This window comes from Pseudoalteromonas sp. P1-9, from assembly GCF_001399975.1.
GTDB lineage: Bacteria > Pseudomonadota > Gammaproteobacteria > Enterobacterales > Alteromonadaceae > Pseudoalteromonas.
The window spans coordinates 1-24,794 of record NZ_LKBD01000030.1 but is presented as its reverse complement, the minus strand read 5'-3'; the positions used below and the strand labels follow the sequence as shown (position 1 = coordinate 24,794).

The following is a 24,794-nucleotide window of genomic DNA, read 5'->3' as shown; positions in this document are numbered from 1 at the left end:
TTATATCCTAAAGCAATGCGTTGCGGATCATTAAAATTTGGCGAATGTCATCCCAGCGGATAATGCCTAAAATATCATTGTCTTTGAGTTGATCATATACGTAAATAACCCCTGAACGATTGTCGCGTAAAATCTCAAATGCATCACCAAGGGTTGCTTGGCTGGTGACACCTTGCATTTCGATATAGCGGATTGACACGCTTTCTTCAGCGGTAAGGTTTAAGTCGTATTCAGCAAGGCGGTAGCCGTTTTCATCATCAAAAACAATTAGCGGGGTTTGTGCGTCCGCTGCATCAAGAGACTCAGCGATAAGCGATTTATCATCGCTGTAAAGTAAGTTGAATTTGTCGCTCATTTCTTCAATAACCCCAACTTTTTGCAGTGCTTCTACGGCAGGAGAGACCTGATATTTAAGCCCTTGAAAGTCCAGTTGTTGTAAGAAAATGGAACGGTTGCCAAAGCCTTGGAGTGCGGTTAAATACGCAGACACAATTACTAACATAGCTGGCACAATAATGCTGTGGCTAGCAGTGAGTTCCATGACTGTCATCAGTGCTGCGAGTGGCGCATTGAGCGTTGCTGCAAGCAAACCTGCCATACCAAGTACTGCGTAAGTGCCTGTAATGTTTACTTCAGGGCTAATAAACGCAGCAAAGTAGCTCATTAGTGAGCCTAAAATAACGCCTAGTCCAATAACTGGGCCAATAATGCCGCCAGGAATACCTAAGCCTAAGGCAAATAAGGTTGCTAATAATTTAGCGATTAAAATGGTGGTCAGTAACTGAACCTGTTCAGGGGAGCTTACTGCAATATCTATGGCGCTCATACCTGACCCCATGGCTTGCGGTACTAAGTAACCAATTGCACCAGTAATAATGCCTGCCAAAATAAGGCGAGGGAACATATTTACCGATTTAAAGGTGCGAATTATTAACATCAGGTTTTTGTTAAAGCCGTACGCAACCGCACCGAGTACAATGCCACAGACAACTAAATAGGGATAATGCCAAGGTGGAATCGATACCACTTGAATTAGCGCTAGCTCTGAATCGGAGCCAAAAACAAATTGAGTAGTAATCGCACCAGTTACCGATGCCAGAATAACCGGTACGAAAATATGCACTTTATACTCTCTTAATACCACTTCCATTACAAAAATAACCGCTGCAAGCGGAGTGTTAAATGATGCTGAAATACCTGCAGCTACCCCGCATCCCGTTAATGTACGCATGGCATTGAAAGGCAAATGCAAATAACTGGCTATAACACTGGCACCTGCTGCCCCCATGTGTACCGATGGGCCTTCTCGTCCCACTGAAAAGCCGCTGATAAGTGCAATTGCGCCGCCAACAAATTGGTTAACGGCATTCCAAATAGGCATTTGGCCATAGTTTTGTTTAATGCGGTGAATAACGTAGGGAATACCTAGGCGATAATGCTTAAAGCCTGTTAGGTAAGCGAAAGTAGCAATAAATACTGCGGCGAGAATAGGTAGTATTAATCTCTCAGTTTCAGGAAGTTGAGTGAAGTTATCGTATTCGCTGACAAAGCCGCTTTGGCCAATTAATACCACTAAGCGAAACATAATAATCAACATGGCGGCAACTAAGCCCGCTAGCACACCCAGTAACGCTAATTGAATACTCGATTTTGGACGAGCAACGACCCTTCGTAAGGCCGCCAAATTATCGGTTACTTTTTGGCTAAATGTCATGCGATTGTTATCGGTAATTCAGAGGGTTAATTATGACGTAATTATAACAGCATAATAGCAATAAAAAATAAGTTAATTTGTATAGCGAGTAATGATCTAAAGCAATAAATGCGTTAGATACTTCGTTACTTTAATATCACCAAAGGGAATAGCGCTAAACTTGATTAAATTGGTCAGGTATTAGATAATTCGGCCATTCATATAAATGGGTCGAAGTATGTCTGATCAACTACCAATTAAATTTAGCGAAAATGCTGCAAACAAAGTAAAGCAGCTTATCGAGGAAGAAGAAAACCCAGCATTAAAATTACGTGTTTACGTAACGGGCGGTGGGTGTTCAGGTTTCCAATATGGTTTTACATTTGATGAGAAAACCAATCCGGGCGATTTAGAAATCGAGAAAAGCGGTGTAACTCTAGTAGTTGACCCAATGAGTCTTCAGTACCTAGTTGATGGTGAAGTAGACTATACCGAAGGTCTAGAGGGTTCACGTTTCTTCGTAAACAACCCAAATGCAACAACAACCTGTGGTTGTGGCGCATCATTTAGTGTTTAACTAAATACACAAATAGTAAAATTTAAAATGCCACTTTATGTGGCATTTTTTGTGCCTGAATTTGATGGTTTTTTGTTGTTGCTTCTTGACTTAGCCCACTAGGCTTGCAAAGCAACGCCGCTATCAAAAAGCGTTGGATTTGACCAGAATTTAGACCACGAATAACAACACGCTCGAGTGCAGAGTGTTACATTTTTTAACTTACATATATTGTTGAGAAGTATTATCATCAAATAAGGAAATATCTGCCACATCAGTTCCGGAGACAGGAATGCACCTATTTAACAAGCTACGCACTCAGCTAAACGAAAAGCCTTATATCATCGCTATTTTTATTACTGTTTTTATTATCTTATGGATGATGTCAGGTGGCTCAAATGCCAATGAGCAAAGCACCTCTGAATCCCAGCAGCGTATTGCTAAAGTTAAAGTTGAAACCTTGCAGGCCAAGCCAATTAACCGTTCATTGCAGCTTTATGGTCGCACCGAACCAAATAAGGTTGCCAGTGTTGCCGCTCGTCAAGAAGGTGAAGTAATTGAGATTCTTGTTAAAGAGGGTCAGTTTGTTGAGCAAGGTACGGTTATTCTTAAACTCGATAAGTCCGATTTAGATTCACAAATTACCGCTGCAAAAGCATTACTTGAACAAAGCGAAGTAGAGTACCAAGGAGCACTCAAGCTAAAGCAAAAAGGACTTAATGATCAATCTGCGTTAGCGCGTGCAAAGGCAAGTTTAGAGCAGGCAAAGGCGAGCCTTGCAAATCTTGAACTATCGCTTAAACGAACAGAAATTAAAGCCCCATTTTCTGGTGTAATTAATCAGCGCCTTGTTGAACTAGGTGATTACTTGGGGCGTGGTGACCCAATTTTAGAATTGGCTGATTTAAACCCACTTGTGGTACGCGCCGATGTAACGCAAAAAGAAGTGATGGGATTAAGTGTAGGGCAAAGCGTAACGGGTTTATTTATTAACAATAAAACCTATAGTGGAAAAATTCGTTACATCGCTTCCGTTGCTGATGAGGGCACTAACACATTTAAAATTGAAGCGGCATTTGATAACCCAAATATTAGATACCGTGCAGGTTTTTCTACCCAGCTTGATATTACTTATGATGAAGTAAACGCGATTCATTTAAGCCCAGCATTTATGGCACTCGATGAAGACGGCAACATTGGTGTTAAAACGGTTGATAACAATAACCGCGTGGTGTTTTCGCCGATTGATGTTGTGAAGTCAGAAGCCTCAGGCGTGTGGATGGCTGGACTTGGCGAAAGCGCAAATGTGATTACCCTAGGTCAAGGTTTTGTGCGAATTGGCGATACGGTTGAACCTGTGTTTGCGAATGAGCAAGAGTATAGAGGGCAGCATAATGCGCACATTAATTGATGCTTCACTCAGTCGCACTCGTACCGTTTTATCAATATTCATTTTATTGATTATTTCGGGCTGGGTGACCTACCAAAATATTCCAAAAGAAGCGAATCCTGATGTCACTATTCCATTTATCTATGTATCGATAGTACATGATGGCATTTCGCCAGAAGATGCAGAGCGTTTGTTAGTTCGCCCTATGGAAATAGAACTGCGGGCTATCGAAGGGGTAAAGGAAATGACGGCGGTTGCCAGTGAAGGTCACGCATCCGTTACGCTTGAGTTTTTCGCAGGCTCTGATCCAAAAGAAGCGCTTGCTGATGTGCGCGACAAGGTGTCGCTTGCAAAAGCTAAACTGCCCTCGGAAACCGAAGAGCCAGAAGTACACGAAGTATTGATGGAAGATCAGCAACCAACAATTACCTTAACGCTTTCGGGCGATATTCCTGAACGCGGCTTATTAACGCTCGCACGTAATTTAAAAGATGAGTTGGAATCAATCTCAAGTGTATTAGAGGTCGAAATCGGCGGCGAGCGCGAAGACATGGTTGAGATTGTTGTCGACCCACTTTTAATGGAGTCGTATGGTCTTGACCAAAATGATATCTATAGCTTACTCACCAATAATAACCGCTTAGTGGCTGCGGGCACACTGGATACGGGTAAGGGCCGTTTTGCGGTAAAAATTCCATCTGTTTTTGAAACTATTCAAGATGTTATGGAACAACCGGTAAAAGTATCGGGTGATAAAGTTGTACGCTTTATGGATGTTGCGCAAATTAGACGCTCTTATAAAGATCCAAATTCGATTGCACGTATTAATGGCCAACAAGCGGTATCGCTCGAAGTAAAAAAGCGTGCTGGTGAAAACATTATTGATACGGTTGATCAAGTCAAAGCCAAAGTGGAAGAAAGCAAAGCAATTTGGCCAAATCATATCAAAGTAACTTACACCGGTGATATGAGTAAAGACGTAAAAGACATGCTGTCTGACTTACAAAATAATGTGCTTTCTGCCGTGCTTTTAGTTGTTATTGTGATTATCGCGATTTTAGGCACGCGCTCCGCGTTTTTAGTGGGAGTGGCCATTCCAGGCTCTTTCCTCACAGGTATTTTAGTGATTGCGATATTTGGTTTAACGGTCAACATTGTTGTGCTGTTTGCCTTGATTATGGCGGTAGGTATGTTGGTAGATGGCGCCATTGTTGTGAGTGAATTTGCCGACCGTATGATGAGTGAAGGCATGCCGCGTAAAAAAGCTTATGCGGTTGCTGCTAAGCGCATGGCATGGCCAATTATTGCATCAACAGCTACTACGTTAGCGGCATTTGCACCGCTGATTTTCTGGCCGGGTATGATGGGTGAATTTATGAAGTATTTACCGATAACCTTAATTGCCACACTCTCTGCGTCACTAGTAATGGCGCTGGTATTTGTGCCAACAATTGGTAGTTTAATTGGTAAAGTTCGCCCGCTGACAGAAGAACAAAAGCAAAACCTATTGGTAGCGGAAGAAGGTAACCTAACACAATTAAAAGGCGCAACAGGGCGTTATGTTCGCTTACTTGACCGTGCGATTAAGCGTCCATTACTGAGTTTATTTGCCGCGATTGGTTTTTCTTTTTTAGTGTTTATTAGTTACGGCATGTCAGGGCTTGGCGTTGAGTTCTTTCCTGATGTAGAGCCGAATGGCATTAACTTAAAGGTGCGCAGTTACGGTGATTTGTCGATTTATGAAAAAGACCAAATCATGAAAGATATTGAAGCGCGTATTTTAACGGTTGAGGGCATAAAAACTCTGTATTCTCGCTCCGGTGGCAAAGATATCGTCGGATCACTGCGTATGAACTTAAAAGACTGGGATAAACGCCGTCCGGCAGATCAAATTATTGAAGAAGTGCTTGGCAATACTTCAGATATGGCTGGTGTAGAAATTGAAATCCGCAAAGATGAAAATGGTCCCGGCGGCGGCAAAGATTTATCAATTGAACTCAGTTCTAAGTTCCCAGATGTATTAAATGAAGAGGCGCGCCGCATTCGTAATGCGATAGAAAACGACGGCGCTTTTGTGAATGTGGACGATTCAGCCTCAAAACCAGGTATTGAATGGCAGCTCAAACTAAACCGAGCAGATGCCGCGCGTTTTGGAGCAGATGCAACCATGCTTGGCGCTAACGTGCAAATGGTAACTAACGGTTTGAAACTAGGTGAATATCGCCCTGATGATGTCGATGATGAAATTGATATTCGTGTCCGTTTTCCAGCAGATAAACGTGATTTAGGCCGATTAGAAACGCTGCGAGTAAAAACTCAGCACGGTCAAGTGCCAATTACTCACTTTATTGAGCGTAAAGCGGTACAAAAAGTGGATACCATCAATCGAGTTGATAGCCACAGAGTAGTTACGGTGAATGCTGATGTTAGAGTAGGTCAACAACTAGGTAAGGCATTACCGCGCTTGCAAGCGCAACTTGAAGCGCAAGGGCTAGACCCTCGCGTGAAACTAAAAGTGCGTGGTGAAAATGAAGAGCAAGATGAATCTATGGTGTTCTTAGAAAAAGCCTTTTTAGTGGCACTTTTTGTGATGGGCATTATCTTAGTTACTCAATTTAATAGTTTCTATCAAGCAATGCTGATCTTAAGTGCAGTGCTGTTTTCAACGGTGGGTGTATTCTTAGGCTTGATTATCTTGCAACAGCCATTTGGCATTGTGATGTCGGGCATCGGTGTTATTTCATTAGCAGGAATAGTGGTTAACAATAATATTGTATTGATTGATACCTATAATGTTCTGCGCAGACAAGGTATGGACCAACACGAGGCGATTTTGCGAACTGGTGCTCAGCGCCTAAGACCTGTGCTGCTAACAACCGTTACCACGATACTGGGCTTAATGCCTATGGTACTGCAAATTAATATCGACTTATTTAACCGAGAAATAGCGTTTGGTGCGCCGTCAACGCAATGGTGGGTGCAATTAGCAACAGCTGTGGCCGGAGGCCTTGCCTTTGCAACAGTGCTCACCTTAGTACTCACACCGTGCTTATTGGCTCTTAGAAAAAAGCCGATGCAATATCAAGATGCCGAGATTGTAGAGCACAAACTGGCAAGCTAGCTTAAGTTAAAAATGAAAAGAGCATCAATTGATGCTCTTTTTTTATGCTAGTTTGTTTTCGTCAGGTGTAGCATCAGGGTAAAAAACGCCAAGATAACGCAGCTAACACCGAGAATATAAAAAAAGCCTTTCTTCCCTTGTTTTAACGGGATGTTGTTTACCTTAAGAAAGTAAAACCACGCAAAGCACAGTAAAACTGGTAGTAAAAAAAACAATCTAATCATAAAGATGAATACTTATTTATTGTTTTATTAGGTTATAGCAAAACGCGGAAGTCTGCCACAATTGAAAATATTGACTATATTTTAGCTAGTCACTTTGACCGATAGACGAAAATATTAGTACTAAATTTTTATGCACTTTTAATAATTACTTATACTGGATCAATCTAATTCCTGCATTTGGTCGCTATAATTTGTAGATTAACCGCAAAATTTGTAGGGCATTTACTCAAAGTAGGTAGAATGTGCTAACTAAAATTTTATGCTAGGTATTGTGTATTCTTACCAATATTCTCAGTGTGGTTTAAGTGGGTTGATAGAATAGAGCATTTCCAATCATCAATAGGAGAAGTAATTATGATGGGGAAAACAGTTGCGTCGGAAGAAAATTCGCGTTTAACACAATGGCTTAAAGTAAAACGCCAAGAGAAAGGCCACACTATGCGCAGCCTTGCACAGGTTCTTGGAACACCGCATTCATTTGTTGGTAAAATTGAAAACCAAGAACGTCGTTTAGATGTTGTTGAATTTATTCGTTACTGCCAAGCGCTTGAAATAGATCCAATTGAAGGCTTAACGCTATTAAAAAGTGAATAAACATTCACTTTATTTTAAGTAATTTAATGATGCATGGATGCACTACTGCTTGCTATGAAAGCTTGCTTCCAATGCCATTAGGCGCTTCCTAATTAAAAATAAGAAAATTAAAGACGGTATTACCATTAGTGCTGTAAGTAAGAAAAACAGCGCCCAATTCCCATTTAAGTAGTCAATTAAATACCCTGACGACCCTGATAAAAATGTTCTTCCCAAATTTCCTAACGATGCAAGTAACGCATAATGTGTTGCACTAAATGCACGGTCACATAACATTGAGATAAATGCCACCATAGCGACTAACGACCATGCTTGAGTAAAGCCATCGACCAAAATGGCCATAGCGTATAGACTCTCTTTTGGTCCCACCATAGCAATAAGCGAAAACATTAAGTTAGAAGCCGCCATAGCAATGCCGCTAATAAATAAGCCTTTTACAATACCGTAGCGTGAATTAAATAAGCTGCCGAGAAAGGCAAATACAATGGTAATTAAGCCGGTACCAAGTTTAGAGTAGGTGGCAATTTGTGAGTTACTAAAGCCAATTTCTTTGTAAAAGACAATCGACATTCTTCCTAAAAAAGCTTCACCAATTTTAAACAGAAATATAAAGGCCAACAGCGCGAGTGCCGTTTTTACACCGTTACGATTAAAAAACGCTCTAAATGGTTCGGCAATTGTCACCCAAAGCCAAGCGCCAATGCGTTTTAAAAATGATGCGTCAGTTTGAATAAACTCTGCCTCAAGCGCTTTATGAATATATTCGCGATTGGAATCGGGCTCTTTCGCAAAAAACACACCTAGCATTAGGGCTAACATTATTAGTGCCAACACAAAGTAAACGTGTGTCCATTGCCAGTCGGGTAGATCAGCCATGTAAAAAGGCACAGCGCCCAATAACGCATAGCCTGTCCACCAACCTGACGTTGCCATCGTCGCGGCGGCCGTTGTTTTATGAGTCTCGTGCTCGTTTAGAGTATCAATACGAAAGGCATCGATTGCGATATCTTGGGTAGCACCAGCAAGCGCGATAACAAAACAACACAGTGCTACGGTTTGCAATTGGTTTTGAATATCAACTTGGCTTAGCCATAAGGTTGCCAGCAAGATAAACACTTGGCTTAGTAAAATCCAACTGCGACGTTGCCCCAGTAACTTGTGAAGTAGGGGTAACTTTACACGATCAACTAAAGGCGACCATAAGAAATTAATGCTGTAGCACACAAAGACGATACCAAAAAGGCCTATCATTGAACGTGATAAACCTTCGTCTTTCAGCCACGCTGACATTACTGAACCAATCAGTATCCAGGGAAAACCGCTCGCGACGCCAAATGCAAATACATTGATTAAGCGGCGATCTTTAAAATAGCCAAGATACTCTGAAACAGTAACCATAGTTGTTTTACTTTACCTATTATTCATATTATTGAGCGTTATGTTTACTGTATAGGATCAAGCACTTGTGCTTTTAAAATCACGACAGGTTTCTTTGGTACAAAGCACCAACCCAGTTTGTCGTGGCAGCCTGTTTCAACACGCATTATTTTATCGAGTGTTTCTGAGCCTTCGGTAACATAGCCAAATACAGCAAAGCCCCATTCACGACCAGGGTTTAAATGGTTATTGTCGTTCATATTGAAAAAGAACTGACGTGTGGCTGAATGTGGTTTACGGTCTTGATAGGCCATTGCGATAGTGTACATATCGTTTTTTAAACCATTGCCACTTTCATTTGGAATTGCAGGCCCCATGTATGCACCGTCGTAATCTTTATCGTAACCGCCACCTTGAATTACAAAGTCACGCTCTTGCTCTGCATCGTGTTCAACGCGGTGAAAAACGGTATCTTCGTAGCCACCATCAACTACGTAACCTAAAAAGTTATTTACCGTAATAGGCGCTTTACGACGATCTAATTCAACGGTGATATCACCCATAGTGGTGGTGAATTTAACCAAAGGGAAGGCGTTATCTTTTTGCACAAACTCGCCTTTTTTAATCAGATTAGCAGCGCTTGAAAAGCTCATTAATAGTACGAGTAATGAGATTAAATACTTCATAATATGTAACTCCTAGCGATTAACCGCGTTAACAAATTCAGGGTCTGTCACAATACGTGTGATCATTTCTTCAATTAAGCGATTAACTTGCTGTTCTACTTTTGCTTTATCAAAGCTAAGTGGCGCTTCACTTTGCTTATTGCCTTTATAACGCTTAGCAAAACGGTGCTCAGTGGTTTCAATCACAACTTCAAGCTCTGTATTGGTAATTGTGGTGTGTTTGTGTAATTGCTGTTTAATCGTGGTATCTAATCGCTGAATATTAACATCGAGCGCTTTACCCATACCGCTATTGTTTGCACCCACTTGGGCTAATGCTTGTTCAATTGCTGGCGTAATTGACTCTGCAAGGTATTTATCGGCAAGCGTTTGGTTACCATCGCTATTTTTAATGGTAACTGTGGTAAAGCTCGCACGGCGGTCGTTGACTGATAAACTCACATCTTGCTGCACCATTTTTTGGTGTGTTTGTGTATAGTTAGGACTGAATATAAATCTCTGTGACGGTGTGCTGCATCCAGCAAGAAAGCCCAAAGTGAGGGCCAAAACGGTAACTTTATATTTTGCATTCATAATTATAATGCTCTCTTTTTAGCGCTTAAAACGACAAATTTCTTATTTGAGCCTAATAGTTTGTAGCCACCAAATAGGCGTTTTAGCTTTTCATGGTAATTTAAATGGCGGTTGCCAACAATACGCAATTCGCCACCGTCACGTAAACAGCGGAAACTATCAACAAACATTTGCCATGCAATATGGTCCGTAACGGCTTGTTGTTGGTGAAATGGCGGGTTGCATAAAATTAAATCGGCACTATTACTTTCTACACCTGTGAGACAGTCATTGTGTAAAAAAGTGCAGTTTTCTAACTGTTCTGGCAGATTTGCTGCGACATTGTGTTTAGCTGATGCAACAGCCATTGCTGACTCATCAACAAAGGTAACAAGTGCGTTGGGGCAGCGTTCAAGAGTGGTTAAACCAATGACACCATTGCCACAGCCTAAATCGATGATGCGCTGTTTTTTATTTCCTTGTGGTAAGTAATTGATAAAAAAGCGTGCACCAATATCTAATGAGTCACGACTAAACACGTTGGCGTGATTTGTGATGGTAAATTGCGTTTTTTCAAGAGGCCAAGTGATTGGAAACTTGCTTTCTTGTGGCTTGTTGTGTTGTTTACTTAAAATTAAACGGGCTTTTTTAACTGCGAGTGATGTTGTTGTTGGCCCTGAAAAACGTTCAAATAACTGAATGGTAGATGAGTGGATGTCTTTTGCTTTACCTGCAGCAATAATCGGGATGTCTTGGCGTAAAACTTTACTCAATTGGCTAAGTAAAAAAGTTAAGTAACCCGCGTTTTTCGGTACTTTTATAAGTACTAGGTCAAGATCGTTTGGTAGAGCATCTAAGCTTTTTAAAAACACCGTGTTTTCACTAGTGAGCTGATTTTGCTCAAGGTTGTAATGCGCAGCCTGTTCTGCCACAAACGAATCATTCAGATGGTAGATGAATGAATGATTAAATGCACAGGCCAGTGCGCCAAAACCGTCGTTAATGATCAGTACTTTGCTGCTGTTTTCTACTAACTGCTGCTGTTCTATATAATTTACTAAATACTCATCAGCCGCATCCCATGCTTGTAAGCTCGCGTTTTTTTGTTTGAGCGGAAAGCGTGATAGGGTAAATGTGTTCTCACCTAATTGAGCAATTTCATTTAGCTGTGAGTCTGAAGATGTTTGCGACATAACGGTGTTGTGAATTTATTTTTAAAGGTGCAGTAGTTTATCATGGCTTGGAATGTTTCTAACAGCATTGAGCGAATAAATAAGGCGCAATGTGTCGCGCCAGACTTTTATTATTTTGAACACTTTATTGCAGAGCAAAAAGCGCGTTCCTTGTATCAACAATTACTGGCTTTAGAGTGGCAGCAACCAACGCTGACCATTTTTAACAAAGAGCATACTATTCCGCGAAAGCAAATTTATATGGGCGATGCGGGAACTGGCTACCGCTATTCTAATCAACTGTTTTTGCCTGAGCCCTGGCATGCCAGCGTACTTAATTTAAAAAATAGCCTTAATAATTGGTTTGGCACACAGTTTAATGCAGCGTTGCTTAACTGGTATCGCGATGGCGAAGATAAAATGGGTTGGCATGCGGATGACGAGCCTGAATTGGGGTTTTCCCCAACCATAGCGTCGATTTCCCTAGGTAGCTCACGCAAGTTTAAAATACGCGAAAACACCTCAAAGCAAGTGACGGATCTAATTCTTAGTAATGGCAGTTGTTTGTTGATGACAGGAGATAGTCAGCGCGATTATCAACATTCATTACCGGTACAAAAGCGTGTTAATGATGGTCGAATAAATCTGACGTTTCGCACTGTTTGTGGCATATAATAGGCGAAAATTTTTAATGAGAATTAATTATGTCGATGTTAGAGCAGATAGAATCAAAGCTAAAAAATGCGTTTTCTTGTGAACATTTAGAAGTGATTAATGAAAGCCATATGCACAGTCGTGGCACAGAATCACATTTCAAAGTGATTGTTGTTAGTAACGATTTTGAAGGTAAGCGTTTACTACAGTGTCATCGTATGATCAACGAAGTCCTTGCTGATGAACTAGCGAATCATATTCATGCGTTAGCGATTCATACTTATACCAAAACGCAGTGGAAAAATGCTGATATTCCTAATTCGCCTAAGTGCTTAGGTGGTTCTAAATTTGATCAGTAAGTAACAAATATACCTCAATTTTCTAATGTCCAGCCTTTGATGTGCAACAGGTTGGACTTTTCTCTTTGTTAATTAGGTGTTACATTTTTCCTTTTAAAATAATAACAATAATTAACAATGAGTGCAGTCAACTCTAATTCCTCTTCATCACATTTAATTAAAATCGCTAACCTTCTTGATGCTTTTATAGAGCGAATAGGGCAAACGGTGGCATGGTTTAGTTTTGCGATGGTGCTGATTATGTTTTTAATCGTGCTATTGCGCTATGGCTTTAGTCTTGGTTGGATAGCCATGCAAGAAAGCGTGCTTTATCTTCATGCTTATTTATTTATGTTGGGTTGTAGCTACGCGTTAAAACACGATGAGCATGTGCGTGTTGATGTGTTTTATCGTCGCTTCTCAAAAGCAAAAAAAGCCTTTGTTAATTTAGTAGGTCACTTAGTGCTATTGTGGCCTGTTGCCATTTTTATTCTGTTTGTAAGTTTCGATTATGTTGCCGTGTCTTGGCAAATTAAAGAGCAATCGCAAGAAGCAGGCGGCCTACCATTTGTTTACCTATTAAAAAGCTTGATCCCGTTGATGTGTATTTTATTACTGATACAAAGCCTAAGTGAAATTTGTAAGAGCTTAAATACGCTTTTCAATAAAGGAGAAGCGTAATGGAATACATGGCAATTTTACTCTTTATATGTATTTGCGTAGTACTTTTAATGGGTTTCCCTGTGGCATTTTCCCTGGCGGGAACAGCACTTATTTTTGCTGGTATTGGTAGTCTGTTTGGTATTTTTGACGGGGCGTTTTTGCATGCGTTGCCAAATCGTTTATTTGGCATAGTCACTAATAGCACCTTAATTGCCGTGCCGTTATTTGTTTTTATGGGCGTAATGCTGGAAAAATCGAAAGTTGCTGAAAACTTACTAGACGCCATGGCAGTAGTTATGGGTAAACGCAAAGCGGGCATGGGCATCGCGGTTACATTAGTGGGCATGTTGCTTGCCGCAAGTACCGGTATTGTGGGTGCAACCGTTGTAACTATGGGTCTATTGGCATTGCCAACCATGTTAAAGCGCGGGTATAGCGAACAATATAGCTGTGGCATTATTACCGCAACGGGCACGCTTGGGCAGATCATTCCGCCTTCAATCGCATTGGTATTACTGGGTGACGTGTTATCTAGTAGCTATCAGCAAGCACAACTTAATATGGGAATTTTCTCGCCAGAGAATGTCAGTGTGGGCGATTTATTTGCAGGTGCGGTGATCCCTGGCATCATTTTGGTAGGCCTTTATATCTTGTACTCAGTGTTTGTTGCGGTATTTAAGCCAGAACAAGTTCCTGCATTATTGGATGAAGATATTGAGCATATTAAAAAGCGCAAGCAAGTGTCGCTATTTGTCGCTTTAGTGCCGCCACTGATGCTGATTTTTATTGTACTAGGTTCTATTTTATTTGGTATTGCTACACCAACAGAAGCCGCCGGTGTTGGTGCATTTGGTGCCATTATTTTAGCTATTTGGCAAAAACAGTTTAATTTAAAAAATCTAAATGCAGTAATGCAAAGCACCACTAAAGTCACCGCTATGGTGTTTATGATTTTAATTGGCGCATCTCTGTTTTCACTGGTTTTTAGAGGGTTTGGTGGCGAAGAACTGATTGCTGAAATGTTTGCAGCATTACCCGGTGGCTTATTTGGTGCCATGCTTGTTGTGATGCTAGTGATGTTTTTACTTGGCTTTATTTTAGATTTTATTGAAATCACCTTTGTTGTGGTGCCAATTGTGGCACCGATTTTATTAATGATGGGGGCAGATCCTATTTGGCTTGGCATTATGATAGCGGTGAATTTACAAACCTCATTTTTAACCCCGCCTTTTGGCTTTGCACTGTTTTATTTACGCGGTGTTGCACCAAAATCGGTGTTAACCTCGCAAATTTACAAAGGCGTGATACCTTTTATTATTATTCAATTGATTTTATTGGCGTTAATGGCGGCTTTCCCAAGTTTAGTAACGTGGTTGCCTAGCCAACTTTATGCATAAAATCATTGCAATGGAACGCACGGAGGAAGCATGAAAAAACTAAGTGCACTAATCACTTCAATTGCCTTGGCGGTTGGCTTAAGTGGTTGTGGTCAAGAACAACAAACCAGTAATGCAACAACAAATACGGTCGAACAGCAACAAAGCTTTAAATGGAAGCTAGTGACCAGCTGGCCAAAAAATTACCCAGGGCTCGGCACAGCGCCTGAGCGTTTTGCACAAAACGTGGAGGCAATGAGTAATGGCCGCTTAAAAATTAAAGTGTATGGCGCAGGCGAATTAGTCCCTGGATTCGAGGTATTTGATACCGTATCGAGCGGTACCGCTGAAATGGGCCACAGCGCAGCTTATTATTGGAAAGGTAAAATTCCTGCGGCGCAGTTCTTTACCGCAATACCGTTTGGCATGAATGCACAAGAAGTTAACGGTTGGCTTCACCATGGCGGTGGTATGGAACTATGGAAAGAGCTCTATGAACCTTATAACTTAATTCCTGCGGCCGGTGGCAATACCGGCGTACAAATGGCGGGCTGGTTTAAAAAAGAAGTGAATAGCGTAGAGGATTTAAAAGGCTTAAAGATGCGTATTCCGGGTTTAGGTGGTGAAGTGCTTGAAAAACTCGGCGGCGTGCCATTATCGCTTACTGGTGGTGAAATTTTCACTGCACTGCAAACCGGTGCAATTGATGCTACCGAGTGGGTTGGTCCGTATAACGATTTGGCCTTTGGTTTAAATAAAGCGGCAGAGTTTTACTATTATTCTGGCTGGCATGAACCAGGCGCGAATTTAGAGTTTCTAATTAATAAAGAGGCATATGCATCTTTACCGAGTGATTTGCAGGCCATTGTGACTTCAGCGATGCGCACTGCAAACCAAGATATGTTAGATGAGTATACGGCTCGCAATAATACTGCGCTTGATCAGCTTAAAAACAAGCACAATGTGAAGCTGCGTAAATTCTCGCCAGAAGTTATGCAGGCATTAAAGGCGGCCACAATGGAAGTAATTAGTGAACAAGCGCGCAATGACGAAGCCGTAGCAAAAGTATGGCGTTCTTACTCAGAGTTTTTACAGCAAGTTAAGGCGTATCATCAGATTTCAGAAATGGAATATTATTCGAATCGATAACACGATAAGATGATAGGGGGCGTAAGCCCCTTTTTTATGAAAATTATTTGCTGATCAGACCTGTTTATCAGTGCTTTGCTTTAAACTAGCAACAATTTTAAAAGATTTTATTAGGTAAAAGTGGAATTAACTTATGGTTATCAAGCCTAAAATTCGTGGTTTTATTTGTACAAACGCGCACCCAGTTGGCTGTGCAGCTCATGTGAAAGAGCAAATTGAATATGTGAAGTCTCAAGGCCAATTAGAAACTGGACCTAACAACGTATTAGTAATTGGTGCATCTACTGGCTACGGTCTTGCATCACGTATTACAGCAGCATTTGGCGCAGGCGCAAAAACATTAGGTGTGTTTTTTGAAAAAGAAGGTACGGAAAAGCGTACAGGTTCTGCAGGCTGGTACAACACAGCGGCATTCCAAGCAGAAGCTGAAGCCGCTGGCCTTTGGTCAAAAAACATTAATGGCGATGCATTTTCTAACGAATTAAAAGAAAAAACAGTTGCAACCATTAAAGAAGAGCTAGGTAAAGTTGATTTAGTTATTTACAGCCTTGCTTCACCACGTCGTACCGATCCAAATACAGGTGAAACCTATTCATCAGTACTTAAGCCAATTGGTAACTCTGTAACAACTAAAAACTTAAACACGTCTAAGCGTGTTATCGATGAAGTAACTGTTGATGCAGCAAGTGAAGAAGAAATCGCTAATACTGTAAAAGTTATGGGCGGTGAAGACTGGGAAATGTGGCTTGATGCGCTACAACAGGCTGATGTACTTGCTGATGGTTTTAAAACAACAGCTTACACCTACATTGGTAAAGAATTAACGTGGCCAATTTATGGCCATGCGACAATCGGTAAAGCAAAAGAAGACTTAGATCGTGCAGCCGCAGCAATTAAAGAGAAAACAGCGAACCTAAATGGTGAAGCGTATGTTTCTTCACTAAATGCTGTTGTAACGCAAGCGAGCTCTGCAATTCCAATTATGCCACTTTACATTTCTGGTCTATTCAAAGTGATGAAAGAAGATGGCACTTACGAAGGTACAATTGAGCAGATCAATGGTTTATTCCGTGAAAACCTTTACGGTGACAACCCACGATTTGACGAAGGCGGCCATTTATTCCAAAACTACAAAGAGTTGGAAGATGACGTTCAAGCTCGCGTACAAACTATTTGGGATACTGTAGATAGCGATTCAATTGACGAACTTACGGATTACGTGAGCTACCATAATGAATTTTTAAAACTATTTGGTTTTGGTATCGACAGCGTAGATTACGACGCTGACGTAAACCCAGTTGCAGATATCGAGTTAGTGTAAAACTCAGAGTCTCTTTTTAGAGTTCAGAAGGTGGGTGTTGTAGTGCGCCGATATTCTGAACTCTTAATTCTTAATTCCACCAATCTTCTTCCCCTGAAAATTTCTCACATTACACTTTTGGCTAATTGATTTAATTAAAATGGTGATCGACCCAGTAGATTAGAGCGTTTAGTAACTTGTAAAGTACAAATTTTAGGCTTTAATTTGTAAGCATAAATTTCAATTTAGACTCGCATAGTCATCCGAATTAATGTTAAAATTCGGGGAATATGTATAGATTCGATTGTATCGCCTAATATTTGCACTTTCGTGAATGTTTGGTGGTACATGGTTAGATTTTTCAGTTTCTTTTCATTAATGTAATGCAAGTGCGTATGATCAACATAAAAAAAGGTCTGGACTTGCCAATTGAAGGCGCACCTTCGCAGGTGATTCATGACGGTTCTGCCGTTAAACGAGTCGCTGTGCTAGGTGAAGAATTTATTGGTATGCGTCCTACCATGCATGTTCGTGTGGATGACCAAGTCAAGAAAGGCCAAGTTCTTTTTGTCGACAAAAAGAATCCTGGCGTTAAGTATACTGCACCAGCCTCTGGTGTTGTTAAAGAAGTCAATCGCGGTGCTAAGCGTGTATTGCAATCTGTTGTTATTGAAGTTAACGGCAGTGAGCAAGAAACGTTTGCGTCTTTTTCGGCGGGTGAGCTAGCGAGCCTTGACCGTGCAAAAGTGCAAGAAGTACTGGTTGAATCAGGTCAATGGCCGGCGCTTCGTACCCGTCCATTCAGTAAAGTTCCAGCTTTGGATTCAACGCCAAGCTCGATCTTTGTTACTGCAATTGACACTAACCCATTAGCAGCAGACCCAGCAATTGTTATTGCTGAACAAGCTGAAGCGTTTGAAGCAGGCCTTGCGGTTGTTTCTCGCCTAACTGACGGTAAAGTGTTTGTATGTAAGGCGCCTGGTGCAACTGTTCCTTCTTCATCTGTAGCTCAAGTAGAAGTACATGAGTTCGGTGGTAAGCACCCAGCAGGTTTAGTAGGTACTCACATTCACCACTTAGACGCTGTTTCTGCTGAAAAGCAAGTATGGCACTTAGGTTACCAGGATGTGATTGCATTCGGTAAACTATTCCTAACAGGTGAAATCTTCACTGATCGCGTTGTGGCGTTAGCAGGTCCTACTGTTAAAAACCCACGCTTAATCAAAACTCAACTAGGCGCATCTACGGATGACATCGTTGCTGGTGAGTTAGAAGATGGCGAAAACCGTGTGATTTCTGGTTCTGTACTTTCGGGTACTACGGCAAGTGGCCCTCATGCTTTCTTAGGTCGTTACCACACTCAGATCACAGCATTATTAGAAGGTCGTGAAAAAGAATTATTCGGCTGGATTGCTCCAGGTGCGAAGAAATTCTCAGTAACACGTACTTTCCTATCGCATTTAGCGCCTAGTCGTTTATTCAAAATGACGACCTCAACAGGTGGCTCAAGCCGTTCTATGGTGCCAATCGGTAACTACGAGCGCATTATGCCTTTAGATATCCTTCCTACTTTATTACTGCGTGATTTAATCGCAGGTGATTTAGATGGTGCGATTTCGCTAGGTGCACTTGAGCTAGATGAAGAAGATTTAGCGCTATGTACCTTCGTTTGTCCAGGTAAATACGAGTACGGTCCAATCCTTCGTGAACGCCTGACTACTATTGAGAAGGAAGGTTAATCCCATGGGCTTAAAGAAGTTTCTTGAAGATATCGAGCCGCATTTTGAACCAGGTGGTAAACACGAAAAATGGTATGCGCTGTATGAAGCAGCTGCGACTATTTTCTACACGCCAGGTCATGTAACTAAAACCGGCTCTCACGTACGTGATAATATCGACCTTAAACGTATTATGATCTTAGTGTGGATGGCGACATTCCCAGCTATGTTTTTCGGTATGTTTAACATTGGTCATCAAGCGTCAATCGCGCTTGCTAATGGTTTCGCTTTAGGTGATTCATGGCAGGTTGCGTTATTCCAAATGTTTGGCGGTGAATTAACTGCAACATCGGGCTGGGGCGTTAAAATGTTCTACGGTGCTTGTTTCTTCCTACCAATTTACGCAACTGTGTTTGCTGTAGGTGGTTTCTGGGAAGTACTCTTTGCATCGATTCGTAAGCACGAAGTTAACGAAGGTTTCTTCGTAACATCGGTACTATTCGCTCTTATCTTGCCTGCGACAATTCCGCTTTGGCAGGTAGCACTAGGTATTACCTTTGGTGTAGTAATGGCGAAAGAAGTATTTGGTGGTACAGGCCGTAACTTCTTAAACCCAGCACTTGCTGGTCGTGCATTCCTATTCTTCGCATACCCTGCACAAATCTCTGGTGATACTGTGTGGACAGCGGTAGATGGTTTCTCTGGTGCGACTATGCTCGGCCAAGCGGTTGTTGGTAGCGTTGACTATAGCAACATGGAGCTATGGTGGAATGCATTCTACGGTTTCGTTCAAGGTTCTGTAGGTGAAACGTCGACACTAGCACTGATGATTGGTGGTTTAGCACTAATTTACTTCCGTATCGCTTCATGGCGCATCGTACTAGGTGTGTTTGCAGGTATGGTTGCAATGTCATTCCTATTAAATGGTATCGGCTCTGAAACCAATAACATGTTCGCTATGCCTTGGCATTGGCACCTAGTGCTAGGTGGCTTCGCATTTGGTATGTTCTTCATGGCGACCGACCCAGTTTCTGCATCTTTCACAGATAAAGGTAAGTGGGCGTACGGTATTCTTATTGGTGTAATGGTTGTTTTAATCCGTGTTGTAAACCCTGCATACCCAGAAGGTATGATGCTAGCAATTCTATTTGCTAACTTGTTTGCACCGTTATTCGACCACTTTGTAGTTCAGTCGAACATCAAGAGGAGATTGGCTCGTGGCTAGTAATAACGAATCTATCGGCAAAACACTTGGTGTTGTAGTTGGCTTATGTTTAGTGTGCGCGGTAGTTGTATCGCTTGCCGCTGTGCAGCTTCGTCCGCTACAGCAAGCAAATAAAACACAAGACGTTCAGCGTAACATTCTAGCTGCAGCTGGTTTTGCTGACGTTAAAAATGTGTCTGAAACATTCAATGCAAACATTGAAGCTCGCGTTGTTGATATGAAAACAGGTGAGTTCGTTGACACTGATCCAAACAGCTTTGATTTTGAAATGACTAAGTTCGATGCTAAACGCAGCATCAAACTAGACAAGCAAGATGACAAAGCAGGTGTTCAGCGCATGACAACTGAGTCGCCAGTTTATTTTGCAAAAAATGACAGCGGTAAAGTAGAAACAATCATTCTACCAGTTCAAGGTTACGGCCTTTGGGGTATTATGTACGGTTTCTTAGCGTTAGATACTGACACTAAAACAGTTAAAGCGATTAACTTCTACAAGCACAATGAAACGCCGGGTCTAGGTGGTGAAATCCAAAACCCTAAGTGGACTGCGACTTGGGAAGATAAACAATTACCAGTTGATATCGTAAAAGGTACAGCGGGTAACAATGTGCATAAAGTGGATGGTTTATCGGGTGCAACGCTTACGTCTGTAGGTGTTGATAACACATTTAAGTTCTGGACAAGCGAAAAAGCGTTTGGCCCATTCCTAGCGAAAGTACGTGAAGGAGCATTGAACTAATGGCTAATTCAAAAGAAATGAAAGAAGTCTTATTTGGTCCTGTTTTTGCGAACAACCCAATTGCACTTCAAGTACTGGGCATTTGTTCTGCACTAGCAGTAACTTCAAGCCTTAAAAATGCGCTTATCATGTCAATCGCATTGACATTAGTAACGGCTTTCTCGAGCTTATTCATCTCGATGATCCGTAACCACATTCCATCAAGTGTACGTATTATCGTACAGATGACGATTATTGCATCGTTAGTAATCGTTGTTGACCAAACGCTACAAGCGTTTGTTTACGCAACAGCGAAAGAGCTTTCGGTATTCGTTGGTCTAATCATTACTAACTGTATTGTAATGGGCCGCGCGGAAGCATATGCAATGAAATCGCCACCAATGATGTCTTTCTTAGACGGTATTGGTAATGGTCTTGGTTACTCAGTAGTACTACTAACAGTTGGTTTCATTCGTGAACTATTTGGTAAAGGTACGCTGTTTGATGTTGAAATCTTACCATTAGTTTCTGAAGGTGGTTTCTATCAGCCAATGGGTCTTCTAATTCTTCCACCAAGTTCTTTCTTCATCATTGGTTTATTCATTTGGGTACTTCGTACTTATAAGAAAGACCAAGTAGAGAAAGCATAAGAGGTAAGAGATGGAACATTATATTAATCTATTTATCAAAGCGGTTTTCATTGAAAACTTAGCGCTTTCTTTCTTCCTAGGTATGTGTACATTCTTAGCGGTATCAAAGAAAGTTACTACCTCTTTAGGTCTTGGTGTTGCTGTAATCTTCGTACTAGGTGTTGCAGTACCAGTAAACAACTTGGTTTACCACAACTTGCTTGCACCTGGTGCACTTGAGTGGTTAGGTTACCCTGAAGCTGACTTAAGCTTCCTTAAGTTCCTAACATTCATCGGTGTTATCGCAGCACTTGTGCAAATCCTTGAAATGGCACTTGATAAGTTCTTCCCACCGCTATACAACGCGCTGGGTATCTTCTTACCACTTATCACCGTAAACTGTGCGATTTTTGGTGCAGTAGCATTCATGGTTGAGCGTAACTATAACTTCACTGAATCAGTTGTATTTGGTATTGGTTCTGGTGTTGGTTGGGCGCTTGCGATTGTTGCGCTAGCGGGTATTCGTGAGAAGATGAAGTATGCTGATATTCCTGATGGTCTTCGTGGTTTAGGTATTACCTTTATTACTGTAGGTCTTATGGGTCTTGGCTTTATGTCATTCTCTGGTATTTCACTTTAAGGTAGCGAGGAAACTATACGATGGAAACAGTTGTATTAGGCGTAAGCATGTTTATCGCTATTGTTGTGATCTTAGTCCTGATTATCATCGCGGCTAAATCAAAACTAGTACCTAGCGGTAACGTAACGATTGGTGTTAATGGTGATCCTGAAAAAGCGATTATCACACAGCCAGGTTCAAAACTATTAGGCGCATTAGCCGATGCAGGTATCTTCGTATCATCTGCATGTGGTGGCGGTGGCTCATGTGGTCAGTGTCGCGTAGACGTTCATTCAGGTGGTGGTGACATTCTGCCAACTGAGCTTGACCATATTACTAAAGGTGAAGCACGTGAAGGTTGTCGTTTAGCGTGTCAGGTTGCTGTTAAAGGCGATATGGAAATTGAACTTGAAGAGTCAATTTTTGGTGTTAAAAAGTGGGAATGTACTGTTATCTCAAATGATAACAAAGCGACATTCATCAAAGAGCTTAAGCTTGCAATTCCTGATGGCGAATCTGTACCTTTCCGTGCAGGTGGTTACATCCAGATTGAAGCACCAGCTCACCATGTAAAATATGCTGATTTCGATGTTCCTGAAGAATATCGTGGTGACTGGGAGCACTTTGGCTTCTTTGCTCTTGAGTCAAAAGTTGATGAAGAGACTATCCGTGCATATTCAATGGCTAACTACCCAGAAGAAGAAGGCATTATCATGCTTAACGTGCGTATTGCTACGCCACCACCGCGTGATTTAAGCTTACCTTGCGGTAAGATGTCATCTTACATTTGGTCACTTAAAGCAGGTGACAAGGTGACTATTTCTGGTCCGTTCGGTGAGTTCTTCGCGAAAGACACTGACGCAGAAATGGTATTCGTAGGTGGTGGTGCAGGTATGGCACCAATGCGTTCACACATTTTCGACCAGCTTAAGCGTCTTAACTCTGACCGTAAGATGAGCTTCTGGTACGGTGCGCGTTCTAAGCGTGAAATGTTCTATGTTGAAGATTTTGACGGCCTACAGGCTGAGAATGATAACTTCGTATGGCATTGTGCATTATCAGATCCACAACCAGAAGATAACTGGGAAGGTTACACAGGCTTTATCCATAACGTTCTTTATGAAAACTATCTACGTGATCATGAAGCACCGGAAGATTGTGAATACTACATGTGTGGTCCGCCGATGATGAACGCGGCAGTAATTAACATGCTGAAAGACTTGGGTGTTGAAGATGAAAACATCCTACTTGATGACTTCGGTGGTTAATTCACAGGTAAAAAGATAAATTTTTACGATACAATTCAGGCTCCTAAATCGACTATAATGATTTAGGAGCCTTTTTTATTACAAGATAATAAGTTTATGAAACGAATATACTATTTTGCTTTTTTTCTGATTCTACTGACCTTGGTTGGCTGTGAACAGGCGGCTAAAGAAACCAAGATGCAAGAGGTGTTGTTGCAAGGCAAGACTATGGGCACCACTTTCACAATTAAGGTATTTGTGCCAGAACAAAGAGTGCAGGAGCTGAGCTTATTCAGTGATGTAACAAGCCTGTTGAAAGACGTAAACCAATCCATGTCTACGTATATTCCTGATTCTGAAATCAATCAGTTTAACCGTTTAGCTGCGTATCAAAACTTTCCTATTTCTGAAGATTTCCGCCGCGTTACCGCTGAGTCAATTCGTTTAGGCTTAAGCACAAAGACGCTTGATGTGACTATGGGACCTTTAATCGATTTATGGGGTTTTGGGCCAGATAATCGTCCTGAAACGATTCCAAGTGATGAGGTGATTGCTGAAATAAAGCAACATATTGGTGTTGATAAACTTAAGCTATCAGAACAAGGCCTGATGAAAACAGTAGAAGGACTAGAGATTAGTTTCTCAGCTACCGCTAAAGGCTTTGGCATTGATAAAGTAGCCGAGTATTTAGATTCACTGTCGTTAACTAATTATATGGTTGAAATAGGTGGTGAAATTCGTACTTCAGGTCACAAGCCAAACAATGTGCCTTGGGTGCTGGCGATTGAACAACCCGATAGTGAACCTGGTACACGCGAATTTCATAAGTTAATTCGTGTAAATGATATCGCGATGGCGACTTCAGGTGACTATCGTATATTCTACGATGTTGACGGCGTACATTACTCTCATCTTATACATCCTGAAACGGGCAAGCCGGTGCGTCAGGACTTAGTGTCGGTAACAGTGCTTCATGCGTCAGCAATGACAGCGGATGGTTTAGCTACCGCGCTAACAGTAATGGGCACTGAGCAAGCGAAACAATATGCAGAGCAACATAACTTGGCCGTTTACCTCATTAGTAAAACGCCAAAAGGTTTGGAAACTTACGCCAGCAACGCGTTTAAGCCGTACCTGTAAGTTATTTATTTGCTTTACGGAGCAACTAGGTGTTTTGAGTTGCTCGATTTGCATATTTGAGAGTGAGACTGTTTTGAATTTTGGCTTGCTTTGGGTCAAGTATTAGCCAATTCAATATTACATTTTTTGTCTTGAGCGCGTATAATTGCGACACTTTTTTAAGGGGCCAACTATGTCTATATTTTTTCTTACTTTTGGATTACTCGTTATTATTGCACTAGCAATGGCTGTGGGTGTAATTGTACAAAAGAAATCAATGGCGAGTAGCTGTGGTGGCTTAGGTGCAATGGGCATAGATAAAGTATGTGACTGCGACGACCCATGTGAAGCACGTAAACAGCGTTTAGCAAAAGAGCGTCGCTGGAATAAAGATCGCATCATTTAATCATGACCCGTCCTAGCATGGGTTGACACTTTTTTTAATAAAACGCTCGATGTATTTCATCGGGCGTTTTGTATTTTAAAGCCGTGTGTGGCCTTCTTTGATTATAGATATCAATGGATTGTTTCACCATTTTCGCAGCAGTCATACCCATCTGTCATTGAGCACGTTATGTCATATTCTTCGTGTATGCGTTGGTATTCATGTGAGCAATATTGAATACCTCTATCTGAATGATGGATAAGAGGTGAAATGACTTTTCTATGTTTTA

23 protein-coding genes and 1 pseudogene are annotated in these 24,794 nt (G+C 41.4%); 18 read left to right on the top strand and 6 right to left on the bottom strand.

Translation table 11 applies throughout. From position 1 onward, the window contains the following. Positions 1-7: 7 nt before the first annotated feature. On the bottom strand, positions 8-1,714 hold the full coding sequence (locus tag AN214_RS16155) for a chloride channel protein (RefSeq protein WP_010561798.1): 1,707 nt from the start codon (positions 1,712-1,714) through the stop codon (positions 8-10). 217 nt (positions 1,715-1,931) lie between these two features. On the opposite strand from AN214_RS16155, the gene erpA reads away from it, so the two are divergent. The 4 genes from erpA (at position 1,932) to AN214_RS16135 (ending at position 7,578) form a co-directional block, all read left to right on the top strand. Then, positions 1,932-2,270 (top strand): iron-sulfur cluster insertion protein ErpA, encoded by a 339-nt coding sequence (erpA, locus tag AN214_RS16150; protein WP_010561797.1) that lies wholly within the window; start codon positions 1,932-1,934, stop codon positions 2,268-2,270. Positions 2,271-2,541: 271 nt separating this feature from the next. Then, positions 2,542-3,660 (top strand): efflux RND transporter periplasmic adaptor subunit, encoded by a 1,119-nt coding sequence (locus tag AN214_RS16145; RefSeq protein ID WP_054980672.1) that lies wholly within the window; start codon positions 2,542-2,544, stop codon positions 3,658-3,660. Next, on the top strand, positions 3,644-6,760 hold the full coding sequence (locus AN214_RS16140) for an efflux RND transporter permease subunit (RefSeq protein ID WP_054980671.1): 3,117 nt from the start codon (positions 3,644-3,646) through the stop codon (positions 6,758-6,760). Before AN214_RS16145 ends, AN214_RS16140 begins: the two co-directional genes overlap by 17 nt. A gap of 578 nt (positions 6,761-7,338) precedes the next feature. After that, entirely contained in the window at positions 7,339-7,578 is a 240-nt protein-coding gene (locus tag AN214_RS16135) for a helix-turn-helix domain-containing protein (protein ID WP_010561794.1), read from the top strand. Between the two features lie 42 nt (positions 7,579-7,620). Here the strand turns inward: AN214_RS16135 and AN214_RS16130 are convergent, their stop codons facing one another. The 4 genes from AN214_RS16130 to AN214_RS16115 are packed head-to-tail and all read right to left on the bottom strand — an operon-like array spanning position 7,621 to position 11,386. After that, entirely contained in the window at positions 7,621-8,976 is a 1,356-nt protein-coding gene (locus tag AN214_RS16130; protein ID WP_054980670.1) for an AmpG family muropeptide MFS transporter, read from the bottom strand. Positions 8,977-9,020: 44 nt separating this feature from the next. Further along, positions 9,021-9,641, bottom strand: a complete 621-nt coding sequence (locus AN214_RS16125; RefSeq protein ID WP_054980669.1) for a peptidylprolyl isomerase — start codon at positions 9,639-9,641, stop codon at positions 9,021-9,023. A 12-nt stretch (positions 9,642-9,653) separates the two neighbouring features. Further along, the gene (locus AN214_RS16120; RefSeq protein ID WP_054980668.1) at positions 9,654-10,214 is read right to left on the bottom strand and encodes a YajG family lipoprotein; all 561 of its coding nucleotides are present in this window, start codon (positions 10,212-10,214) and stop codon (positions 9,654-9,656) included. 2 nt (positions 10,215-10,216) lie between these two features. Further along, a complete protein-coding gene (locus tag AN214_RS16115) occupies positions 10,217-11,386 on the bottom strand; it encodes a methyltransferase (protein ID WP_054980667.1) in 1,170 nt (389 codons plus the stop codon). Positions 11,387-11,428: 42 nt separating this feature from the next. Between AN214_RS16115 and AN214_RS16110 the strand changes: the two genes are divergently transcribed. From AN214_RS16110 to nqrM, 14 genes are all read left to right on the top strand, one after another. Continuing rightward, positions 11,429-12,040 carry an alpha-ketoglutarate-dependent dioxygenase AlkB gene (locus tag AN214_RS16110; protein ID WP_054980666.1) on the top strand — a complete coding sequence of 204 codons (612 nt, stop codon included), beginning with the start codon at positions 11,429-11,431 and terminating at the stop codon, positions 12,038-12,040. 29 nt (positions 12,041-12,069) lie between these two features. Beyond that, entirely contained in the window at positions 12,070-12,378 is a 309-nt protein-coding gene (locus AN214_RS16105) for a BolA family transcriptional regulator (protein WP_054980665.1), read from the top strand. Positions 12,379-12,495: 117 nt separating this feature from the next. Beyond that, positions 12,496-13,038, top strand: coding sequence for a TRAP transporter small permease subunit (locus AN214_RS16100; RefSeq protein ID WP_054980664.1), 543 nt, complete (start codon positions 12,496-12,498; stop codon positions 13,036-13,038). Continuing rightward, positions 13,038-14,417 (top strand): TRAP transporter large permease subunit, encoded by a 1,380-nt coding sequence (locus tag AN214_RS16095; RefSeq protein WP_054980663.1) that lies wholly within the window; start codon positions 13,038-13,040, stop codon positions 14,415-14,417. Before AN214_RS16100 ends, AN214_RS16095 begins: the two co-directional genes overlap by 1 nt. 30 nt (positions 14,418-14,447) lie before the next feature. Next, positions 14,448-15,545, top strand: coding sequence for a TRAP transporter substrate-binding protein (locus AN214_RS16090; protein ID WP_054980662.1), 1,098 nt, complete (start codon positions 14,448-14,450; stop codon positions 15,543-15,545). A 133-nt stretch (positions 15,546-15,678) separates the two neighbouring features. Then, a complete protein-coding gene (gene fabV / locus AN214_RS16085; RefSeq protein WP_054980661.1) occupies positions 15,679-16,866 on the top strand; it encodes an enoyl-ACP reductase FabV in 1,188 nt (395 codons plus the stop codon). Between the two features lie 374 nt (positions 16,867-17,240). Then, on the top strand, positions 17,241-18,584 hold the full coding sequence (locus tag AN214_RS16080) for a Na(+)-translocating NADH-quinone reductase subunit A (protein WP_054980660.1): 1,344 nt from the start codon (positions 17,241-17,243) through the stop codon (positions 18,582-18,584). A gap of 4 nt (positions 18,585-18,588) precedes the next feature. Further along, positions 18,589-19,788, top strand: a complete 1,200-nt coding sequence (locus AN214_RS16075; protein WP_054980659.1) for an NADH:ubiquinone reductase (Na(+)-transporting) subunit B — start codon at positions 18,589-18,591, stop codon at positions 19,786-19,788. Next, positions 19,781-20,527 (top strand): Na(+)-translocating NADH-quinone reductase subunit C, encoded by a 747-nt coding sequence (locus tag AN214_RS16070; RefSeq protein ID WP_010561781.1) that lies wholly within the window; start codon positions 19,781-19,783, stop codon positions 20,525-20,527. Before AN214_RS16075 ends, AN214_RS16070 begins: the two co-directional genes overlap by 8 nt. Further along, a complete protein-coding gene (locus AN214_RS16065) occupies positions 20,527-21,156 on the top strand; it encodes an NADH:ubiquinone reductase (Na(+)-transporting) subunit D (RefSeq protein ID WP_054980658.1) in 630 nt (209 codons plus the stop codon). The genes AN214_RS16070 and AN214_RS16065 overlap by 1 nt, the downstream gene beginning before the upstream one ends. 10 nt (positions 21,157-21,166) lie before the next feature. Beyond that, positions 21,167-21,775, top strand: a complete 609-nt coding sequence (nqrE, locus tag AN214_RS16060; protein WP_010561779.1) for an NADH:ubiquinone reductase (Na(+)-transporting) subunit E — start codon at positions 21,167-21,169, stop codon at positions 21,773-21,775. Positions 21,776-21,795: 20 nt separating this feature from the next. Next, entirely contained in the window at positions 21,796-23,022 is a 1,227-nt protein-coding gene (nqrF, locus tag AN214_RS16055) for an NADH:ubiquinone reductase (Na(+)-transporting) subunit F (RefSeq protein WP_054980657.1), read from the top strand. Between the two features lie 96 nt (positions 23,023-23,118). Beyond that, the gene (locus tag AN214_RS16050; RefSeq protein ID WP_054980656.1) at positions 23,119-24,141 is read left to right on the top strand and encodes an FAD:protein FMN transferase; all 1,023 of its coding nucleotides are present in this window, start codon (positions 23,119-23,121) and stop codon (positions 24,139-24,141) included. Between the two features lie 172 nt (positions 24,142-24,313). Further along, on the top strand, positions 24,314-24,526 hold the full coding sequence (gene nqrM, locus AN214_RS16045) for a (Na+)-NQR maturation NqrM (RefSeq protein WP_010561776.1): 213 nt from the start codon (positions 24,314-24,316) through the stop codon (positions 24,524-24,526). Positions 24,527-24,560: 34 nt separating this feature from the next. On the opposite strand, the pseudogene AN214_RS22270 reads toward nqrM, so the two are convergent. Next, positions 24,561-24,794, bottom strand: a pseudogene (locus AN214_RS22270) (integrase core domain-containing protein); the annotation flags it as partial.

Bases quoted from the DNA above. Each gene is read 5' to 3' on its own strand.
- AN214_RS16155 (WP_010561798.1), bottom strand. From the start codon at position 1,714: ATGACATTTAGCCAAAAAGTAACCGATAATTTGGCGGCCTTACGAAGG.
- erpA (WP_010561797.1), top strand. From the start codon at position 1,932: ATGTCTGATCAACTACCAATTAAATTTAGCGAAAATGCTGCAAACAAA.
- AN214_RS16145 (WP_054980672.1), top strand. From the start codon at position 2,542: ATGCACCTATTTAACAAGCTACGCACTCAGCTAAACGAAAAGCCTTAT.
- AN214_RS16140 (WP_054980671.1), top strand. From the start codon at position 3,644: ATGCGCACATTAATTGATGCTTCACTCAGTCGCACTCGTACCGTTTTA.
- AN214_RS16135 (WP_010561794.1), top strand. From the start codon at position 7,339: ATGATGGGGAAAACAGTTGCGTCGGAAGAAAATTCGCGTTTAACACAA.
- AN214_RS16130 (WP_054980670.1), bottom strand. From the start codon at position 8,976: ATGGTTACTGTTTCAGAGTATCTTGGCTATTTTAAAGATCGCCGCTTA.
- AN214_RS16125 (WP_054980669.1), bottom strand. From the start codon at position 9,641: ATGAAGTATTTAATCTCATTACTCGTACTATTAATGAGCTTTTCAAGC.
- AN214_RS16120 (WP_054980668.1), bottom strand. From the start codon at position 10,214: ATGAATGCAAAATATAAAGTTACCGTTTTGGCCCTCACTTTGGGCTTT.
- AN214_RS16115 (WP_054980667.1), bottom strand. From the start codon at position 11,386: ATGTCGCAAACATCTTCAGACTCACAGCTAAATGAAATTGCTCAATTA.
- AN214_RS16110 (WP_054980666.1), top strand. From the start codon at position 11,429: ATGGCTTGGAATGTTTCTAACAGCATTGAGCGAATAAATAAGGCGCAA.
- AN214_RS16105 (WP_054980665.1), top strand. From the start codon at position 12,070: ATGTCGATGTTAGAGCAGATAGAATCAAAGCTAAAAAATGCGTTTTCT.
- AN214_RS16100 (WP_054980664.1), top strand. From the start codon at position 12,496: ATGAGTGCAGTCAACTCTAATTCCTCTTCATCACATTTAATTAAAATC.
- AN214_RS16095 (WP_054980663.1), top strand. From the start codon at position 13,038: ATGGAATACATGGCAATTTTACTCTTTATATGTATTTGCGTAGTACTT.
- AN214_RS16090 (WP_054980662.1), top strand. From the start codon at position 14,448: ATGAAAAAACTAAGTGCACTAATCACTTCAATTGCCTTGGCGGTTGGC.
- fabV (WP_054980661.1), top strand. From the start codon at position 15,679: ATGGTTATCAAGCCTAAAATTCGTGGTTTTATTTGTACAAACGCGCAC.
- AN214_RS16080 (WP_054980660.1), top strand. From the start codon at position 17,241: ATGATCAACATAAAAAAAGGTCTGGACTTGCCAATTGAAGGCGCACCT.
- AN214_RS16075 (WP_054980659.1), top strand. From the start codon at position 18,589: ATGGGCTTAAAGAAGTTTCTTGAAGATATCGAGCCGCATTTTGAACCA.
- AN214_RS16065 (WP_054980658.1), top strand. From the start codon at position 20,527: ATGGCTAATTCAAAAGAAATGAAAGAAGTCTTATTTGGTCCTGTTTTT.
- nqrE (WP_010561779.1), top strand. From the start codon at position 21,167: ATGGAACATTATATTAATCTATTTATCAAAGCGGTTTTCATTGAAAAC.
- nqrF (WP_054980657.1), top strand. From the start codon at position 21,796: ATGGAAACAGTTGTATTAGGCGTAAGCATGTTTATCGCTATTGTTGTG.
- AN214_RS16050 (WP_054980656.1), top strand. From the start codon at position 23,119: ATGAAACGAATATACTATTTTGCTTTTTTTCTGATTCTACTGACCTTG.
- nqrM (WP_010561776.1), top strand. From the start codon at position 24,314: ATGTCTATATTTTTTCTTACTTTTGGATTACTCGTTATTATTGCACTA.